Origin of the sequence: Shewanella psychrotolerans (assembly GCF_019457595.1) — a bacterium.
GTDB classification, from domain to species: Bacteria; Pseudomonadota; Gammaproteobacteria; order Enterobacterales; family Shewanellaceae; genus Shewanella; species Shewanella psychrotolerans.
Genome location: NZ_CP080419.1, coordinates 3,471,922 through 3,489,102, shown reverse-complemented (window position 1 = coordinate 3,489,102; position 17,181 = coordinate 3,471,922). Strand labels below are relative to the sequence as shown.

12 protein-coding genes and 1 other RNA gene are annotated in these 17,181 nt (G+C 44.5%); 10 read left to right on the top strand and 3 right to left on the bottom strand.

Going from position 1 to position 17,181, the window contains the following annotated elements:
* The first annotated feature begins 41 nt into the window (after positions 1-41).
* Positions 42-1,004 (top strand): substrate-binding periplasmic protein, encoded by a 963-nt coding sequence (locus tag K0I62_RS15390; protein ID WP_220068941.1) that lies wholly within the window; start codon positions 42-44, stop codon positions 1,002-1,004.
* Between the two features lie 262 nt (positions 1,005-1,266).
* Here the strand turns inward: K0I62_RS15390 and K0I62_RS15385 are convergent, their stop codons facing one another.
* The 3 genes from K0I62_RS15385 to K0I62_RS15375 form a co-directional block, all read right to left on the bottom strand.
* Complete coding sequence (locus tag K0I62_RS15385; RefSeq protein ID WP_434086817.1) at positions 1,267-1,938, bottom strand: 5-formyltetrahydrofolate cyclo-ligase; 672 nt, start codon at positions 1,936-1,938, stop codon at positions 1,267-1,269.
* Positions 1,939-2,450: 512 nt separating this feature from the next.
* Positions 2,451-2,631: non-coding RNA, 6S RNA (gene ssrS / locus K0I62_RS15380), on the bottom strand.
* A 109-nt stretch (positions 2,632-2,740) separates the two neighbouring features.
* The gene (locus K0I62_RS15375; protein ID WP_220068940.1) at positions 2,741-3,049 is read right to left on the bottom strand and encodes a cell division protein ZapA; all 309 of its coding nucleotides are present in this window, start codon (positions 3,047-3,049) and stop codon (positions 2,741-2,743) included.
* A 313-nt stretch (positions 3,050-3,362) separates the two neighbouring features.
* On the opposite strand from K0I62_RS15375, the gene K0I62_RS15370 reads away from it, so the two are divergent.
* The 9 genes from K0I62_RS15370 to K0I62_RS15330 all read left to right on the top strand — a co-directional run bounded on the left by K0I62_RS15370 (position 3,363) and on the right by K0I62_RS15330 (position 17,164).
* Complete coding sequence (locus K0I62_RS15370; protein ID WP_220068939.1) at positions 3,363-3,935, top strand: UPF0149 family protein; 573 nt, start codon at positions 3,363-3,365, stop codon at positions 3,933-3,935.
* A 76-nt stretch (positions 3,936-4,011) separates the two neighbouring features.
* Positions 4,012-5,331: a 2-octaprenyl-6-methoxyphenyl hydroxylase gene (ubiH, locus tag K0I62_RS15365; RefSeq protein WP_220068938.1), complete on the top strand. Its 1,320-nt coding sequence runs from the start codon at positions 4,012-4,014 to the stop codon at positions 5,329-5,331.
* Positions 5,332-5,342: 11 nt separating this feature from the next.
* Complete coding sequence (locus K0I62_RS15360) at positions 5,343-6,551, top strand: FAD-dependent monooxygenase (protein WP_220068937.1); 1,209 nt, start codon at positions 5,343-5,345, stop codon at positions 6,549-6,551.
* 462 nt (positions 6,552-7,013) lie between these two features.
* Entirely contained in the window at positions 7,014-8,108 is a 1,095-nt protein-coding gene (gene gcvT / locus K0I62_RS15355) for a glycine cleavage system aminomethyltransferase GcvT (RefSeq protein WP_220068936.1), read from the top strand.
* Between the two features lie 207 nt (positions 8,109-8,315).
* Positions 8,316-8,705, top strand: a complete 390-nt coding sequence (gene gcvH, locus K0I62_RS15350; RefSeq protein WP_220068935.1) for a glycine cleavage system protein GcvH — start codon at positions 8,316-8,318, stop codon at positions 8,703-8,705.
* Between the two features lie 130 nt (positions 8,706-8,835).
* Entirely contained in the window at positions 8,836-11,724 is a 2,889-nt protein-coding gene (gene gcvP, locus K0I62_RS15345; RefSeq protein ID WP_220068934.1) for an aminomethyl-transferring glycine dehydrogenase, read from the top strand.
* A gap of 397 nt (positions 11,725-12,121) precedes the next feature.
* Complete coding sequence (locus K0I62_RS15340; RefSeq protein WP_220068933.1) at positions 12,122-13,984, top strand: hypothetical protein; 1,863 nt, start codon at positions 12,122-12,124, stop codon at positions 13,982-13,984.
* Between the two features lie 335 nt (positions 13,985-14,319).
* Complete coding sequence (locus K0I62_RS15335; RefSeq protein ID WP_220068932.1) at positions 14,320-16,314, top strand: WD40 repeat domain-containing protein; 1,995 nt, start codon at positions 14,320-14,322, stop codon at positions 16,312-16,314.
* Positions 16,295-17,164 (top strand): toll/interleukin-1 receptor domain-containing protein, encoded by an 870-nt coding sequence (locus K0I62_RS15330; RefSeq protein WP_220068931.1) that lies wholly within the window; start codon positions 16,295-16,297, stop codon positions 17,162-17,164. The genes K0I62_RS15335 and K0I62_RS15330 overlap by 20 nt, the downstream gene beginning before the upstream one ends.
* Positions 17,165-17,181 lie beyond the last annotated feature (17 nt).

Genomic DNA, 17,181 nt, shown 5'->3' with positions numbered 1-17,181 from the left:
AAAATTTGTAATAACAACAAATAAAGAGTGTTTACCTAACTATGTTGAGTTTCCCTGCTCGTTATCAGCTCTCCAGCGCTAATGATCATCGTGTGGCCTATACGAGAAAGCGAGGCCGTTATGTTTATGTCGCGGTGACTCGTGCACTGTGTTTGTATTTAGCCTTACTCTGTTTGGCTTTTTCTTGTGTGGTTGTTGCCAAGTCTTCTCCTATCGTTCCGCTTTATTTAGCTGATGCAAGAATGGCGTTAGCGCAAGATAAAGGGGCGAATTTATTAAGCAGTGTGTCTAGCGAATACCCACCGTTTTATTCACCAGAAATTGCAGGTAATGGTTTAGTTTATCATCTAACTGAGGCTGCATTGCGACATGCAGGGTATCCACTGTCACATCATTTTTATCCCTTTGCACGCGCTAAGGTCATTATAAAGAGAGGTCTTGCCGATGTGCTCGTTGGTGTTTGGTATCGAGAATCGCGTGAGGCTTGGATAGCTTTTTCTGATCCCCTGCTGTCAGTCAACATTTTGTTGTACAAGCGTGTGGGTGCCCAGATTAATTATAAGAATATTGAAGATCTCCGTCCGTACCATATAGGTGTTGGTAGGGGGTATGCTAACCCTCCCGAATTTAAAAATGCTCAACTGCACACGGAAGCTGTAAGTACCGATATTGTCAATCTCAGAAAATTATTGGCTGGAAGAATCGACCTAGTGTTGATCAGTGAAGATGTTGCCAAATACTTGATCACTAAAGGAGGTGATGAGTTTAAGGGGAAGTTTGAGCCAATAGGTGAACCGCTTAGCGTCGAGCAATTTCATTTAGGGGTATCTCGAAAACTAGCTAACTATCAGCAGATACTCGATGACTTTAATCGTAGTTTGCGCGAGATGCATCGTAGTGGAGAGGTGAAACGCTTGCTCACTGAGTATGGCTTTGAAACGAATGATTATTGGAAGGAAAAGATAATTTTAGAGGCTCCCCTTAAGTCTGTGTCAAAACATTAGGGCCCGTTTAACTTTCTAGGTTATTTTTGCCGCAAGTGTTGCTCATTTTTACCAGACAGAGACCTTATGGTGTAGTTATGCTACATAAAAATTATGCTACGTAAAAAGTCGACAACGCTGTAAAAATGACCAATAAACGCTGCCCGAAAGGTTCGGCTAAAACCAGTTTACGTTTTGATGAATAGCCTCACAAGGGAGCAAGCATTCCATCATCTATTCGTCTTGAATGAGTTGCCAAAAACACGCTGAGTAGATCACTTTCTTATATTGATAATACGCCAGATGGCGTCACAATTATCGGCAAGGGAACATCCCAGTGTTGTGTCGGTAACCGCTCTACTCGTTGACAGTCATGGGCATAACCGACAGGTAGCGGGCGTCCGCTGGTTTGCCAATTCGCTAAGGTTCTATCATAGAAGCCACCGCCCATTCCCATCCGATTACCTTCATTATCAAAAGCAACTAATGGGGTGATGATAAGGTCAATTTCACAAGTGCATCTCATCTCGCGTATATCTAACTTAGGCTCCCAAATGCCTAAGCTATTTTTAGTCATTGTTGAGTTTGGTGTATAAGCTAAAAAGATAAGGTTACCAGCGGTAAAAGGGTGCAATCGGGGCAGATAAACCTCAACACCCTTTTGCCATAATGCCTTAATAAGTGGCTCTGTATCGAGTTCACCATCATTGGTTAGATACAGCGCGACTCGTTTCGCTCCCCGTTTTTGTATCACATTCAATGCAAACGTTGATGCTTGAAGTGCAAACTCAATTTGCGCTTCAGATGAGAGTGCTCGACGAGCGTTACGCACCTGAGCACGCAGCTCTTTGCGTGTCAGTATAGTTTGTTTGTTTTGTTCACTCGATGCGCAAACAGCGTCATTTGTTTTTGGCAATGCTGTTGTTGTCAATATAACTGCAGGCGTTGGTTTCAATATAATACTCCTGACGGTGATGTTTTAGTTTAACGTTAGATTCAGCCGATGCCATATATTAACTTGCTAACTTGCCGCGCGGATACAAAAAAGGCCAGAAGGAATATTTACCTTCTGGCCTTATCACTTTCGAGCTTCTAGCTTAAAGTGTCTCTATTTGAATTGCTCCCCCAAAGATGCCGTTAACGATGTAGCCCTTGAATCCATAGATGTTTCAAGGCGGGGATTTGCCGCTATAAAAAAACCACCGCTGATTAAGGCGATGGTTTCTTAATTTGAATTGCTCCCCAAGATGCCGTTAACGGTGTAGCTCTTGAATCCATAGATGTTTCAAGGCGGGGATTTGCCGCTATAAAAAAACCACCGCTGATTAAGGCGATGGTTTCTTAATTTGAATTGCTCCCCAAGATGCCGTTAACGATGTAGCCCTTGAATCCATAGATGTTTCAAGGCGGGGATTTGCCGCTATAAAAAAACCACCGCTGATTAAGGCGATGGTTTCTTAATTTGAATTGCTCCCCAAGATGCCGTTAACGGTGTAGCCCTTGAACCGTAGGTTCAAGGCGGGTAAATGATTAAATCCTAAGGCTTCTCGGTTCGAGCCGAGCTTGCACAATGTCATTAAAACATTCACCCTGAGTTTGTAAATATCGGCACAGGGACATAACCGACTCACGCACACCACAGGGAGCAAAAACGTTTCATTGATACTCTTTTTGAGTATCGAATTAACCTCAACACGGTTAACTCTATTAAAGCTTAGCTAATTTTCTATTAAGTAAAAGGCCGTTAGCTAGCGATTTTAATCTTCTTGAGATGAACGCTCAACTAGGGCGCTCTCTAAAGTCGATTGCAGCAGACCAATTTTGTCATCCATCTGCTTTATATAATCTTGATTTTTTTGCTGTTCTTCTAATAGCTCATAGCCAATATTTAACGCTGCCATGATAGCGATCTCTTCCCGACTTAGATTATTTGTTCGGGCACGAAGAGAGCTTAACTGTTTTTCCAGATTAGCTGCTACATGGCGCAAAGCATCTTCTTGACCAATCGGGCAAGCGATGGAGTAGGTACGGCCCATTAAGCTAATTTCTATAGCATGGCTACTCATTGCGATGTAGATCCTTTTATCGTGTTGTTGAGCGGACTATATCGGTCTGAATCTTAAAGTGCAACAAGCGTTGGACCCTAATAACACTTTGTTAGATTAAATGTTGTTTAGATAACCAATATTCGCATCACAGCCGCAGAAAACGTGGAAAAATCCAGCTAAAGATGACTAAAGCGTCCACATAACTCTGTTGGGTCTTCTCTTCTTCATGGCTAATGCTTATTAATCTGCTCTCGCTCTTAGGTTGTTAGTCTTGGTCGAACGGGGCACTTCTGCTAGCATGTGTGCAGATAAATAATGATTGGAATAAGTTATGGCAACGCCTCCCTCTTTAAGTATTGATAGTTTATTGGCAGAGCTGAATAGCGCTGAAATTGCACAGCACCCTGTAGAAGTCCATGGTTCATTAGTTGGGCTGATCTGCGGTGGTGTCGGGCAAGCGAAAAGTGAATGGTTAAAATCGCTGCTTGAACTTATTAACGATGGCCAATTGCCGCCACCGTCGTTGACTCAGTTACTTGAGGAACTCTATCAAGATACCTTGGCTCGCATTACTGATGAAGACTTTGGCTTTACGCCAATGGCGCCAGAAGAGGAGGAGCCACTCGCTAAGCGTGTTGAGGCGCTGTCATTGTGGGTGCAGAGCTTCTTAACCGGTCTGGCTATTGTGCAGCCGAAATTGAATCGTGCTTCTCGGGATGTCAAAGAAGTGATTAACGATCTCGCCGAAATCGCTCAGGTTGAGTTCGATGTGGGGGATGATGACGAATCTGAAGCGGCTTATATTGAGCTAATGGAGTTTGCCCGCATGGCAGCGTTGCTGTGTTACGCCGAGTTTGGTCGTGAGCAGAATGACAATCAAGATCTAGATTCAACAATTCATTAAGCGAGTGACGAGTTAGGCAGTCGCTAGCTAAACAGGGGCGGGCATAGCTAAATGCCTGCTAAAAAAGAGAAAGTGAATGAGCGCTTCGACACGATCGCAGACACAGAATACGCAAACACAGAATACGCAGACTACGCAAACACAGAATACCCAGACTCAGAATACGCAACAGCAAAGTGAGTTTGACATCGCTATTGTTGGTGGTGCAATGGCTGGCGCGACCTTAGCTTTAGGGTTAACCAAGCTGTCAGAAGAGCTTAAGCGGCCACTGAAAATAGCGTTAATTGAGGCCAACCGTCCCGGCGCTGAGCATCCTGGTTTCGATGCGCGTTCAATTGCCATCGCCCAAGGGTCTATTTTCGAACTCACTCGTTTGGGGATCTGGCCAAAGCTGGCGCACCTAGGCACTGCGATTGAAAATATTCATGTTTCTGATCGCAGTCATTTTGGCATGACCACCCTCAATGCTAGCGATTTTTATCTGCCTTATCTTGGACAGGTGGTGGAGTTACAGCGAGTGGGCGCGGCGCTATTTACCTTACTCGATAAACAGCGGGTGACTCTTTATTGTCCCGCTAAGGTTGCTAGCATTACGGCTGGCGTCGACAGTAATCAACTGCGATTAGATGATGGTCGCCAGCTTAATGCTAAGTTGGTTGTGGCCGCCGATGGACTCAATTCTATTGTGCGGCGCGACTTTAAATTACCCCTTGAGCAGGTCGATTTTGAACAAGTCGCTGTGGTGGCCAATATCGCTACCGATAAGCCTCACGAGCAATGGGCATATGAGCGCTTTACTGACACCGGGCCATTAGCCGTATTGCCAATGGCTAATGTCGACGGTCAGGCGCGAGTCTCTCTAGTGTGGGCTTTGTCGCCAGAAAAAGCCGAGCAGATGCTCAGTGGTTCTAAAACGCAATTCTTAGCGACACTGCAAAGCGATTTTGGTTTTAGGGCTGGGCAGTTTATCGATGTGGGTGAGCGCCACGCCTATCCTCTAAAACTTTCTTATATGCAAAGGCCTATCTATCAACGCACCGTATTTATAGGCAATGCTGCCCAGACGCTGCATCCTATCGCTGGCCAAGGCTTTAACCTAGGGCTGCGGGATTTAGTGTGTTTAATCGAACAAGTGCGTGCAGCGTTAATTAATGATGAAGACATTGGCGGTGCTAAGCTGACTCACCAATATCTCGCCGAGCGCACTGATGATAGAGAGTCCACCATTAACAACGTCGAGTTTTTAGTGCGTGGCTTCTCTAATCAATATTGGCCACTGGTCGCCGGACGCAACCTTGGTCTTCGACTGCTTTCTTGGTGTCCGCCACTTAAAACGCCTATCGCTCGTAAAGCCATGGGCTGGAAGTCACCTCAAACTACGACATCGATTTTATAAAGGATAATCCTATGTTCAGTACACAAACCTATGATGTAGCCATTGTTGGCGGCGGTATGGTGGGACTGGCAACCGCCATAGGCCTCGCTATGGAAGAGTTGCGAGTAGTGGTTATCGATGCGGGCGAAACCGAGGCGGTATCCGGAGATGCTCGATTGCGCGTCAGTGCGATTAATAAGGCGAGCCAACGTTTACTCACCCATCTTGGCGCTTGGGCTTATGTCGATGAGTCTCGCATCGGACCCTATCAAAAGATGGCGGTATGGGACAAAGACGGCTTAGGCAAAATTGGTTTCGATGCGCACAGCATTAGCGAGCAGACCTTAGGTAGCATTGTTGAGAACGATAACATCGCTTATGGACTCGCGACGCGCGTAGCAGAACTCAATGAAATTACTCACCTTGAGAATCGCCGTCTCGATAAAATCGCCTTTGGCGAACGTGAAGCTTGGCTCACTTTAGATAATGGCGACAACTTGGCTGCTGCTTTAGTGATCGGTGCCGATGGCGCTCATTCTTGGGTGCGTGAACAGTGTAAGATCCCAATGACCTTTTGGGATTATGGTCATCATGCCATCGTTGCTTCTATCCGCACTGAGTTACCGCACAATGACACTGCTAGGCAGGTATTTCTTAGCGAGGGTCCATTAGCTTTTTTGCCTCTGTTTGAACCCGATCTCTGCTCTATCGTGTGGTCGGTGCCCCCCACCAAGGCGCAATCGCTATTAGATGGCGATATTACTGAGTTTGAGCGTAGCCTCACCGCCGCATTCGACGGTAAACTAGGGATGTGTAAGTTAGCCAGTGAGCGGCAAGCCTTTCCGCTGCGCATGCGTTATGCCCGCCACTTTGCTCGTCATCGTTTAGTGTTAGTTGGGGACGCAGCTCATACCATTCATCCGTTAGCAGGCCAAGGTGTTAACTTAGGTTTCCTCGATGCCGCAGCCACCATTGAAACCCTCGTAGAGCTTAAGCGTAAAGGTAAAGATATTGGTGATTATGCTAATTTGCGTCCACTAGAGCGTTGGCGTAAAGCCGATGCGTTAGAGATGATTGCCGCAATGGAAGGCTTTAAGCGCTTATTCGATGGCAGTAATCCGATTAAGAAAGCGGTGCGAGATATTGGCCTAAACTTGGTCGATAACTTTTCTCCTGTGAAAACACTGTTTATGCAGCAAGCGATGGGGAACAAATCTCGTCTGCCGACGCTGTGTAAATAGCGGTTGAGAAAATCACATATTTTATTAATTTTGTATTTAAATACAGAAGCTTGAGGGTTTTTCATTTCGATAGCTCTTTTTTATGTAAAAAAAACTACATTTTTAACATGAGAAAAAGTAATGCTAAAATCGTTCGGATTAGAAAATTCTCTTGTATACAAAACTGTGACGCAAGGTATAATTTCGCCGCATTTTGATACCATTGACCATGTTTAGACTAAGCGTGGTCGATGCATCTTATTCACCGCAATTGATGCAAAAATTCATCTTTGCGATCACATCCTGGCCAAACGTACCCTGCGTTCAGGTGTGTCTATAAAGCACACTTAGGTGCCGCATAGCTAAGACTAAATTGATAAATGAGTTGGTTGCCGAACCTATCGGTCAGGTCATTACCTTTACGTTTTCGTTATGTGGTTGCTGCCAGGCAAGACCCGAAAAGGGCATAAAGAAGAGATAATAATGGCTAATAAAACTGTACTCTTTAATAAGCACTTGGAATCTAACGCCAAGATGGTTGACTTCCATGGTTGGGACATGCCGCTAAACTATGGCTCTCAAATTGAAGAACATCACGCTGTACGTCAAGACGCAGGTATGTTTGACGTATCTCACATGACAGTGGTTGATGTCACTGGTACTGAGGCCTGTGAATTTCTACGTAAGCTATTGGCCAACGATGTAGCCAAATTAAAAGTACCTGGTAAGGCGCTTTATGGCGGCATGCTAGATCACAATGCTGGCGTGATCGACGACCTCATCACCTATTATCTCACTGACACTCACTACCGTGTGGTCGTCAACTCAGCGACGCGTGAAAAAGACTTGGCTTGGATTGCCGAGCAAGTAAAAGGCTTCGATGTCACTATTACCGAGCGCCCAGAGCTGGCGATGATCGCTGTTCAAGGCCCGAATGCTAAAGCGAAAGCGGCAATGGTATTTACTGCCGAGCAAAATGCTGCAGTAGAAGGAATGAAGCCTTTCTTTGGTGTGCAATCTGGTTCCTTGTTTATTGCCACTACGGGTTATACCGGTGAAGCGGGTTACGAGATCATTGTCCCTGAAGATGAAGCCGCCGCCCTTTGGCAAGCGCTACTCGATAATGGCGTTAAGCCATGTGGTTTAGGTGCGCGTGACACGCTTCGTTTAGAAGCTGGTATGAACCTATATGGTTTAGATATGGACGAAAGCGTTAACCCGCTCGCGGCCAACATGGGCTGGACCATCGCGTGGGAACCACAAGATCGTGACTTTATCGGTCGTGAAGCGTTAACCGCTATCAAGGCCGCTGGAACAGATAAGCTTGTGGGCTTGGTGATGGAAGAGAAGGGGGTTATCCGTCCTGGTATGGCAGTGTTCTTTACCGACGCTGACGGCGTTGAGCAGCAAGGCACTATTACCAGTGGTACATTCTCGCCAACCTTAGGCTATTCTATTGCAATGGCGCGTGTACCTAATTCTGTTGGTGAAGTCGCAGAAGTAGAGATGCGTAAAAAGCGTGTGCCTGTTAAAGTTATCGCACCTAGCTTTGTACGCAACGGTAAACAAGCTTTCTAACAAGCTGACGAGGCAATAGCCAATTAGGCTAGTTTGGTGGTTAAAGTCGCAAATGAGATCACTCAATTGCGCGTTAACTCCACAAATAGCCCATAAATTTGGGCTAACCTCGTCGATGAGCAAGTAACCGAACCTATGTCTTAACAGTAACAATCAACGCATTGTCTGATTAGTAAATTTAGCATTACGGAACAAGGAACAAAAATAATGAGCAATATTCCAGCTGAACTCAAATACGCTTCTTCACACGAATGGATCCGCAAGGAGTCTGACGGTTCATACACTGTTGGTATCAGCGAACATGCCCAAGAACTACTCGGTGATATGGTATTCGTTGAGCTACCAGAAGTTGGCGATACGGTTAGCGCTGGCGATGACTGCGCCGTTGCAGAATCTGTTAAAGCGGCATCTGACATCTATGCACCTATCTCTGGTGAAGTGATCGCAGTAAACGAATCACTAGAAGATTCTCCAGAGCTAGTTAACAGCGATGCATATGGTGACGGTTGGTTCTTCCGCTTAATGCCTTCTGATGAATCAGAAATAGACAGCTTGCTTGATGCCGAAGGTTATCAAGAAGTTATCGACGAAGAGTAAACGTCGATATCAACAAAGCCCCGTGACAATGTGACATGGGGCTTTGTTCGTTATACAGCCCAACATTAAAACGAGACCGGTAACCCCTCCCTACAGGTAGGATGCTGGCAAATATGGAACTAGGTTTAACATGACCAAAGAAACACTCACTCAGTTAGAGCAGCACGAACTATTTATCCGTCGTCACGTTGGCCCGGACAGCGCTGAGCAGCAAGAGATGCTGAACTTCGTTGGTGCAGAATCTTTAGAAGATTTAACACAACAGATCGTACCTGAGTCGATTCGTCTAGGCCGCGACCTTGCCGTTGGTAGTGCATGTGGCGAAGCCGAAGGTATGGCCGCTATTCGCGCTATTGCCGATAAAAACAAGGTGTTTAAAAGCTACATAGGTATGGGTTACCACGGCACGTTAGTGCCAAGTGTTATCCAACGTAACGTGCTTGAAAACCCCGGTTGGTACACTGCCTACACTCCATATCAGCCAGAAATCGCCCAAGGTCGTCTAGAAGCGATTCTAAACTTCCAACAGGTATCGATGGATCTAACTGGTCTTGATTTAGCCTCAGCATCATTACTCGATGAAGCGACCGCAGCAGCCGAAGCTATGGCATTAGCTAAGCGTGTATCTAAGGCTAAAAAAGCCAATATCTTCTTCGTTGCCGATGACGTATTCCCACAAACTGTCGACGTGGTCAAAACCCGCGCCGAGTGTTTTGGTTTTGAGGTTGTGACTGGCCCAGCAGAAGAGGCCGTTAACTACGAGCTATTTGGCGCCATGTTCCAGTACAGCAACCGTCATGGTGAAATTCGTGATTTCACTGAGCTATTTGCTGCGCTAAAAGAGAAAAAAGCGGTCGTTACCGTAGCAGCCGATATCATGTCACTGGTTATGCTTAAATCACCAGGTGCCATGGGCGCAGATGTTGTTTTTGGTAGCGCGCAGCGTTTTGGCGTACCCATGGGCTTTGGTGGCCCACACGCGGCATTTTTCGTCTCTCGTGATGAGCACAAGCGTTCACTTCCGGGTCGTATTATCGGTGTCTCACAAGATGCTCGCGGTAATCGCGCACTGCGTATGGCAATGCAAACTCGTGAGCAACATATCCGCCGCGAAAAAGCTAACTCAAACATCTGTACTGCACAGGTGTTATTGGCCAATATGGCGTCTTTCTACGCCGTATTCCATGGCCCACAAGGGCTTAAAACCATTGCTCAGCGTATTAACCGCCTTGCCGATATCTTGGGCGCAGGCCTAAGCGCTAAGGGCGTAGAACTGGTCAACAAGACTTGGTTCGATACCGTTTCATTTAAGCTTGCCGATAGTGCTGCCGTTGTTGCACGCTCAGCTGCTGCGGGTATTAATCTACGTGTTGATAGCGATGGTATCTTAGGGGTAAGCATCTCTGAGCCAACGACTCGCGCCGATATTACTCAGCTATTTGATGTCATTTTAGGTGAAGGTCATGGCTTAGACGTAGCTGCAATCGATGCCAGCATTGTGGCTAATGGCAGTAGTTCAATTCCTGCTGAGCTTGTGCGTACCGATGCTATCTTGACTCACCCAACATTTAATCGCTATCAAAGCGAAACCGAGATGATGCGTTACATCAAGCGTCTCGAAAACAAAGATTTAGCCCTAAACCACTCAATGATCTCGCTAGGCTCATGCACCATGAAGCTAAACGCGGCGACAGAGATGATGCCTGTTAGCTGGCCAGAGTTTGGTAACATGCACCCATTCTGCCCACAAGATCAGGCCCAAGGTTATGCTGAGCTTATCGAAGAGTTATCAAGATGGCTTATTGATATCACAGGTTATGATGCGGTTTGCATCCAGCCAAACTCTGGTGCACAGGGTGAATACGCGGGCCTATTAGCCATTAAGAAGTACCATGAATCACGTGGCGATGCGCACAGAAACATCTGTCTAATCCCACAATCTGCTCATGGTACTAACCCTGCGTCAGCACAACTTGCGGGGATGAAAGTCGTGGTTACCGCATGTGACAAAGCGGGTAACGTCGATCTGGAAGATCTCAAGATTAAAGCAGCCGAAGTGGCCGAAAATCTTTCATGCATCATGGTCACTTACCCATCGACTCACGGTGTGTATGAAGAAACCATCGGCGAGATCTGCGAAATCATCCATAGCCATGGTGGTCAGGTTTACCTCGATGGTGCCAACATGAACGCGCAGGTGGGCTTAACCTCTCCTGGCTTCATCGGTGCCGACGTGTCTCACCTTAACCTGCATAAAACCTTCGCGATTCCACATGGCGGCGGTGGACCAGGTATGGGCCCTATTGGTGTTAAAGCTCACCTTGCGCCATTTGTTGCAGGTCACGCCGTGGTTAAACATGGTCGTGAATCAGACAACAACGGCGCTGTATCGGCTGCACCATACGGTAGCGCGAGCATTTTGCCTATCACTTGGATGTACATTAAGTTATTGGGTTTCCAAGGCTTAAGACAATCTACCCAAGTGGCACTGCTTAACGCCAACTACATGATGAAGAAGCTATCTGCTCATTATCCAGTGCTTTACACTGGCCGTAATGACCGCGTTGCTCACGAATGTATTATCGATCTGCGTCCGCTTAAAGAAGCGTCTGGCGTAACCGAAATGGATATCGCTAAGCGTCTAAACGACTATGGGTTCCACGCGCCAACCATGAGTTTCCCTGTTGCTGGGACCTTAATGATTGAGCCAACCGAATCTGAGTCTAAAGTTGAGCTAGACAGATTCATCGATGCGATGATCTCCATTCGTGGCGAAATCGCCCGAGTAGAAGCAGGCGAGTGGCCAGTGGATAACAACCCACTGCACAACGCGCCACACACCATGGCTGACATCATGGACCCTGAGTTCGACTCACGTCCATACAGCCGTGAATTGGCGGTGTTCCCAAGTGCAGCGGTTAAGGCTAACAAGTTCTGGCCAACGGTTAACCGTATCGATGATGTTTATGGCGACCGTAATCTAATGTGTTCTTGCGCACCGATTGACGACTATAAGTAAAATGGTTACTTAGCCTCGATAATGCTGCGTCAGTGACGCAATTATGATAAAACGCACCCTTAGTGGTGCGTTTTTTATTTGGCGGGATTGTGGAACTTGTAGAAGTTATCGCATATTTCTAAATAGGGGGAAATTACCGAATCAAGCTATGATCAGTACGCAATTACAGAATTAATAATTAGTTGGCAACAAGTAGATTAAGAGTCAGTTTAATTCAGTTTTACTGATAATTTCTGAGCTGATTTTGAGGTTATATATCGACTTCGATTATAGATAGTTACCTTTTTGAGTCACACTTTTTTGATTTGGCCAATTCTGTTTATTAAAATGTGGTTTCACTTTTCTCTAGCTCTGGTTAGTATATTAACACTGCGTTTTTAATGGATTAGTAGATTTAATGGGCGCCCCTCACAATGATGTATTAGAAAACTGTCTACCGTTTATTATTGGTGTTACTGGACATCGTGACATACATAATTCAACCAATTCAGAACAACAAACACCTTATAAAGATGATGTTCGCCAAGCGCTGTTGTATTGGCGTGAGGTAGTTGGCCCTAATACTCCCATTTGGCTAATGACTGGTTTGGCTGCTGGCGCTGATTTACTCGCCGCTGAAGTGGCGTTAGAGATGCAACAATCCGCTGAGCTTGGTGCATTTAAAGTTATTGGCTGTTTACCCATGCCCTTAGCTAATTTTCAAACGGACTTTAAAGGGGCGAGTTATGCCCCCGATGCCGTTGAGCAATTGAATAACGTTATCGCAGCGCTTGAGTTAAACAATAATCAACTTATTGAAGTGCGTCATAGCTTGAGTGATGAAGATTATAATACTGCCATTGTTGATCAATCTTATGGACCGTTACGCAACAGCTTATATCTTAATCAAGGCCTTTTTATCTCCAAATACAGCAATGTATTACTGTCGCTATGGGATGGTAAACCCTCACAGGGTGTTGGTGGTACCGCTGATATTGTGATGTATAAACTTGGGGCCGAAGTGACTTGGCCGCCAGGAACCGAAAATCCCGCATTACAACCTACCTCTGACTTTGATGGTCAAACCTCAGGTTTAGTGCATCACATCTGTGTTTCTCGGTTGACACAAAATGAATCGTTTAATGCAGCTCCAGTATTTGAATTTATTGAGCATACCCAAGGTAATACTGGCGTATCGGTTGGTAAGTTGTATTCAAGTCTGCGTAAAAATGAGCAAAATGATAATTACTTAAAAGATTTCTTATCTAAAGAGTTTGTTAAGTTAGTGGCTGAGTTGACGGTGCATAATGCCAAGGCGCGTCAACACAGTGCAAAGCAAATAATAGACGAGGGTATTGGCTTAAAAGACACGGCTCCTATTTTTAAAACTGCCGACGCGCTTGCATTAGCGTCTCAAGCTGAATATCGAAAATTTGTATTAATGTTCTTTTTATTGGCTATACCAGGGTATGGCTTATATGAAATTGCTGGAAACTGGGTTAACTCTGAAATTGGTTTGGGCATATTTGCATTGATTTTTTTGGTGATTTTAAGCTGTTGGTGGGTCATCAAGCAGACGGCCAAGAAAGACATGAAATGGAATTATCAACTTGCACGAGGTGTAGCTGAGGCAATGCGTATTCGTGGTTTTTTGAATATGGCCGATATTGACCCCTCATCTACAACGCTTATTCCGCGTCGTTTTAGATTACATTTACCTTTACTTAACCATGCCATTAGTGTCGCTGAGCTGGACTGGTGGCGTCATCCAACTCCATTTCAGCGACAAGATATCGAACAAAAGTGGCTGCGAGATCAACTTGGCTTTTTAAATTCAAGACTCCAGTTAAGTTCGAACTCATTTAAAGAGCTTATTTATAAACGTCCTCGGTATGCCGCCAGTATGGCAAACCGATATGCTCGAGGTTTTTTTTACGGCTCTATTGGTATTGGCATTGTATTGCTGGTGTTGATGTTGCTGCAGTTAACAATGCAATTAACCGTATTCACTCAAGTTAACGAATGGCTGATGTTGATACTTCAATACAGCTTAATGATGGCTGGTTTGATTATGTTGTGGAGTGAGCTTGCAGGTTATGAGATGACCGCAAAAGGCTATGAAAGCCTTGAGGATCTATACTGCCGAGCGCTGGTGTTACTGGAAGGTCAGTTAACGCCGTCAAAAAAACTAATGTTATTAGATCTCGCGAGGGAGGCCATGTTTGAACATGTCTCTTGGACAAGTTCAGAGATGAATAATGATTTAAAGCAAAAACAATAGAATATCTGAAGTAGCAGGGAATAGAGATAATGAGTTCACCAGTATTAGGGCGTTACCCCACCAAAACTTTAGCAGAAGTCGAAAAAACACGATTCAAGTTAGCGGTAAGTAACGATTACCAAGTTGAGTGGCACAATAGCCATGAATTTGATTTGATATGTGAAGATGAAGATATTCATCAGACTATTGATATACACCAAGACAAGGTGACTGCAGTTATTCCTCTGCAGCATAAAGCTAATAGCGGCCACTTTATTACAGTTAGCTTAGATCACACCGTGCAGGTGTTTAAATTCTATGGTGAACATATTGCTAGCCTTGATGAGCATGACGATGTGATTATCGGTGTGTTTGAGCTTACTGATGGCAATATAGTCACGGCAAGTAAAGATGGCAGCTTACGTTTTTGGAATCCTAGATTGAGCGTCTGCTATTCAACGATTGAAGCGAAAATTGACAATTTTGACTCAATACAATTCTTCGCTAACCAAAAGCAGCTAGCCATCAGTGAGCCAGAAGGTATCAGCATTTTCCGTTTTTCTGGCGATCAAGTTGTGCAGTTAAAAGGGCAAAAAAAGCCGTTAAATTCCCTCTGCCAACTAAGTAGTGGTAATTGGTTAACCTGGAGTGAAGGTGAAAACCCAACACTTTGGTCGGACTCAGGGCAAAGTTTAAAGCGATTTAATTTTAACTTCTCATTTGAAAATGGCTTCATAGAGAAAGTGGCTGAGCAGCAATTGCTGATTAAAAACGCTAATGAGCAAGTCTCATTATGGCAAAACGATGGTACACGGATTGATTCGCATGTTAACTCGGCCGAAGTCTCTGACTTATTTGCCGCTCTATCAAAAGCATTGACTCAGGTTGAACTGCATATTGAAAAGCAGCCAACAATTAACCATTACCCTCATTTAAGAAATTTTATCGGTAGCAATGAAAGCAAAAGTTTTTTAGTGCCAGCTCGGGAACTGGAGTCGCAAAAGCTGAACTTTGATAACGATGCCAAACAAAAAGAGATATGGGACTTTTTTAATCGTCCTATTCCGCGAGAACTGACCACTGCGATGAAAAGAGAGGTGAAAGCGGCTCGTTCGGCAGAAAAGGTGCTTAATCACAAAATTGAGACAGCACAAGAAGCGCTGGAAGTTCACAAGAAAAAGCGTGGCTTTAATAAGATTATTAGCTTAGTGATGCTGTTTTTAACCTTAGTTGTTGCTGGCGTTGGTGCCGTTTTATGCACTGAGGCTAATGCACCAGACTTGTTTAATCAGTTAGCGGGTGATTATGTTTCTGGATTCAGGCCTCTTAAGCTCGATGTTGTTATGATTATTTGTGCTGGGGCAGCAGGTCTGCCGTTGTTATTGTGTTTGATCTTTTTCATGAAAAACAGAAGTCAAAAAACATTGCAGCTTTTGGAAACAGGAAACTTAACGATACTTAATGCACTTTTACCCGAGTATTGTCTGTTAATTGACAAGGTAAAAGCCCATCGCGCTCAATTATGGAAGAGTGTACCGCTAAGAAAGAATCGTAACCTCTATAGTGGTGAATCTGTTAATGCTACCATTCAAAGTATTATTGAAAATGAGATCGAAAAACAAGCGCTTCATAGCTGTGGTTTAGAAAAAGAAGATGTTATTTACTCTAATCACGAAGCCATTGTATTAAGTGATTGGGCATTGATTCAGTCTGATGAAAGGCGTGCTCCAGCATTAACTAAGCTACGTGGTGAAAATGAATTTAGTTTCTGGGGAGATAAAAATGGATCATTGGTTTTTGCCGTTCAATATATCCAATTTATTTTCTTAACCGCAGACAAAATTGATTTGTTTACCGGTTTTTATGACTTTATTAACAAAGAATTGAGCGGTAAATCGTCAAAAAGCTTTTTCTATAAAGATGTGACCACAGTTAATAAGGACGATGTAGAGCGTCAAACTGGTATTGGTAAAAAGACGATTTCAGCAATTGACGTTAATCTCGTTGTGAGTAGCGGCGATAAGATTCGATTAACTATTCTTACTCAAGATAGTTTACGAAGTATTGTAGAAGCTGCGAAAGATAACGAAGAGAAAGAGAGAGTGAGCAACCATTCTATTTTGAAGGCGCTGGAAGCGAGAAAGAAAAGCATACTTGAAGACACCGACATGGATGAAGAGGAACGTGAAGAAGAGTTAGATGATATTGAAACTCAAATCAAATCCATGGATAAAGATAATGCGGCTTTAGATAGCGAGATCTCAACGAATAAAGCTGAAGAGGCAATTAAGAATATCCGTCATCAACTCAAGCTGCATAAGCAGGAACGCAATGAAGAACTTGTTTCTTAGTTACAGCTCAAAAGATCGTGCGCTTGCCTTGTCACTCAAGGCAAGTTTAGAAAATTGTGGTCATCAAGTATGGTTTGATCAGGAAAAAATTGCGGGTGGCGAACATTATGCGGCCCGTATTCCTAAAGGCTTAAATGAAGCGGAACTGTTTTTGGTACTCTGTACAAAAAACTCAATGGGTGATGCTCGAGTTAATTACACTGGTTCGAGTGAGGTGATAAAAGAAATTGAGCTGGCTTTGCAGTTTGGTTGCCGGGTGTTGCCATTAAAGGCTGATGATACGCCAAATACGGCATTTGATAGCGCTTACCAATATCACATGTCGACATTACAGTGGATAGATATTTGTGCTGCGGTAGCACAGAATGATTTTACTGTTGTGATGACTCAAATATTGGCGGACAGTAACACAACTCCTCGTGAATCACTTGATGAACAATACCTTAAGCAAGCGACAAGTGCGTTAAAAACCGCCAATCCAAAGGCGGCGTTAACTATTTTAGAGCATCATCATTTTCAAGCCGATTCGAAAGATGAAGCCCAGTATTTAATCTTGATGGCTAAGTTACAAATAAAGACCTTCAAGCACTTGTCTAAAAGCCAAGCCGATACTTTTGTTGCTAGTTTTACTCGCTTGCTTTATACCGACATGGCGCCAGCAGCAGCCTATAGTCTGGGGGCGCTTTCTCGGCATTACTATCAAGATAATTACATTGCTGATGCAACGCCCGGATTTAATCAATTAAAGTCGATTGGTCAAAGTAAGGGGCGTGTGAAAGCTAAGTATAAAAAGACTGTGGAGCCGATTTTACCTGCGGGTAATCGTTTTTCTCTGGATTGGGACTTCTAGTCTGATAGGGTATATGT

Bases quoted from the DNA above. Each gene is read 5' to 3' on its own strand.
- gcvH (WP_220068935.1), top strand. From the start codon at position 8,316: ATGAGCAATATTCCAGCTGAACTCAAATACGCTTCTTCACACGAATGG.
- K0I62_RS15330 (WP_220068931.1), top strand. From the start codon at position 16,295: ATGAAGAACTTGTTTCTTAGTTACAGCTCAAAAGATCGTGCGCTTGCC.
- K0I62_RS15340 (WP_220068933.1), top strand. From the start codon at position 12,122: ATGGGCGCCCCTCACAATGATGTATTAGAAAACTGTCTACCGTTTATT.
- K0I62_RS15375 (WP_220068940.1), bottom strand. From the start codon at position 3,049: ATGAGTAGCCATGCTATAGAAATTAGCTTAATGGGCCGTACCTACTCC.
- gcvP (WP_220068934.1), top strand. From the start codon at position 8,836: ATGACCAAAGAAACACTCACTCAGTTAGAGCAGCACGAACTATTTATC.
- K0I62_RS15360 (WP_220068937.1), top strand. From the start codon at position 5,343: ATGTTCAGTACACAAACCTATGATGTAGCCATTGTTGGCGGCGGTATG.
- ubiH (WP_220068938.1), top strand. From the start codon at position 4,012: ATGAGCGCTTCGACACGATCGCAGACACAGAATACGCAAACACAGAAT.
- gcvT (WP_220068936.1), top strand. From the start codon at position 7,014: ATGGCTAATAAAACTGTACTCTTTAATAAGCACTTGGAATCTAACGCC.
- K0I62_RS15370 (WP_220068939.1), top strand. From the start codon at position 3,363: ATGGCAACGCCTCCCTCTTTAAGTATTGATAGTTTATTGGCAGAGCTG.
- K0I62_RS15390 (WP_220068941.1), top strand. From the start codon at position 42: ATGTTGAGTTTCCCTGCTCGTTATCAGCTCTCCAGCGCTAATGATCAT.